Source organism: Rhodococcus sp. (in: high G+C Gram-positive bacteria), assembly GCF_049299235.1.
Taxonomy (GTDB): Bacteria; Actinomycetota; Actinomycetes; order Mycobacteriales; family Mycobacteriaceae; genus Rhodococcus.
This window is the reverse complement of record NZ_JBAQXC010000014.1, coordinates 1-1,665: the sequence shown is the minus strand read 5'-3', so window position 1 is coordinate 1,665 and position 1,665 is coordinate 1. Positions and strand designations below refer to the sequence as shown.

General features: G+C 56.4%; 3 protein-coding genes. All 3 read right to left on the bottom strand.

Going from position 1 to position 1,665, the window contains the following annotated elements; all coding sequences use genetic code 11:
• Positions 1-643, bottom strand: a 643-nt coding sequence (locus WAX14_RS01040; RefSeq protein ID WP_422626241.1) for a hypothetical protein, incomplete at its 3' end; no start/stop codon positions are given.
• Positions 644-648: 5 nt separating this feature from the next.
• Complete coding sequence (locus WAX14_RS01035) at positions 649-1,350, bottom strand: hypothetical protein (RefSeq protein ID WP_422626240.1); 702 nt, start codon at positions 1,348-1,350, stop codon at positions 649-651.
• Positions 1,351-1,418: 68 nt separating this feature from the next.
• Positions 1,419-1,665, bottom strand: a 247-nt coding sequence (locus WAX14_RS01030) for a hypothetical protein (RefSeq protein WP_422626239.1), incomplete at its 5' end; no start/stop codon positions are given.

The window sequence follows — 1,665 nt, the reverse complement described above, 5'->3', positions numbered from 1 at the left end:
TGGCCGAGATCGTCGTGGTCCATGGCCCACCGCCAGGCGATAATCGCTTCGTCAAGTCGTCATAAGTGAGAACCAACCAGTCACTTTCATCAAACCTTGGCGATAGTGGCAGAAAGCCATGAAGGTGTAAGAGCCGCACGTCCACACTCGCTGAGACGAGGGTGGGCAAATCTGTCACCACCTGCGTTTTGAAGCCATGAAGGTGGAGGTACCAATCGAGCACATCATCGAAATTGAGCGTCAGAACGTCGGTGACGGATCCGCGCACAGAAGACATCACAAGAGCTCCGAGCGCGATAAGCATCCGATTTTGGAGCATAGTATCGGGGTATGCATCTCCCCCACCCAAGTCGCGATATAGAGCAGCATGAACAACTGCGTGGAAATCGCCGAACTCCTTGCGGCTGCGCCGAACCACATCCATCCGCTTCATCAAGTCAAGTGAAGCGTCGGGAGAAATGGAGCACTCTTCCTCGCAAACTTCCACCAGCCTCTGCCAATTGGGTAGCTCCAATCCCCGCGAGACCCCAGCGCCAAGAAGCAGTGCAAGTTCTCCCTTCCTCAAATAGCCGGCAAGTTCAGCGGCTGCGGATTCCCGCTTCACGTCAGCTATGGCCGCAGAGACCTTTGAATCCGCCATCACTGCCCTCAATCCGCATCAGACGACGGGACGACACGGTAGGTGGGTCGGTGGCGCCCCTGGTTAACGGCCACCGAACCAAGCAGCGCGTCGAATACTTTCAACGCCGCCGTAAGGTCCTCATCAGAGCGGTGATACCACCAGGAGTTGCCGAACCGATCCATGTGAAAGTTCGTAGCGCTGGCCCCAAGTCTGACAGATAGCCGAATTGAGTAGGCAGGGCCCAGACCGAGCAATTCGCGACGAAGATTTGACCGCAAGGGATTGCGCCCAGTCAAGGAAACGAGATCCAGTGCAGGCTCTGAATCATCCTTGACTGAAATCCGAGTGGCGTCCATCCACTCGAAGGAAGTTGATTCGAAGAGCCCAAAGACCTCCTCCATGACAGGTGTGCAATATTGCACAGCCGGGGCTCCAACGTTTAGCGTAAACTGCGTAAGAATCCGATTGAGGAGGCGCACATAGGGGGCTACCAGAACGAGAATGGGTACGGTTCGCCCGCCCGTTTCGACATGGCGGAATGCCGCATACAACTCCTGCACGAAACCGTCCTGCGTCGCCACGGCGTTATCCGGAAGTTGCGTAAAGTAGTTTCGGGGGCTCTCGACTGTAACCTTGGCAACACTCCATGCGTCAACCCTGCTGACTCCCAACGACTCTCCGGAGGGGAGCATCTTGACCGCCTCCACCACCGAGGCCCACAAATCCATTCCCCGATGCGTGAGGGCAACTGCGGCATACCTTCGGCCGTAGAGCACTTCGTCGAAGGTCGACCTATCTACACCAGTACGAGAAGTTGCCATAGTGACGCAGCCTCCGTTCCTTTCAAGCTCTCCGAGCCTGCTATGAAGCGGTCGAGAAGGAACCCGCTTGGACTCTGAATGGGCCAATCAGGGAAGTCCCCTGTGGTGAGCCCATACCTTGGCGCCTCGCCGATCCCAGCTTCTCTCTCCCTATTGAGGAGCTTGGAAAGAGAGGGGTCGATGAGGAACATGCGTGTGAAGACAACGAGCTGATAGTTGTAC

Bases quoted from the DNA above. Each gene is read 5' to 3' on its own strand.
- WAX14_RS01035 (WP_422626240.1), bottom strand. From the start codon at position 1,350: ATGGATTTGTGGGCCTCGGTGGTGGAGGCGGTCAAGATGCTCCCCTCC.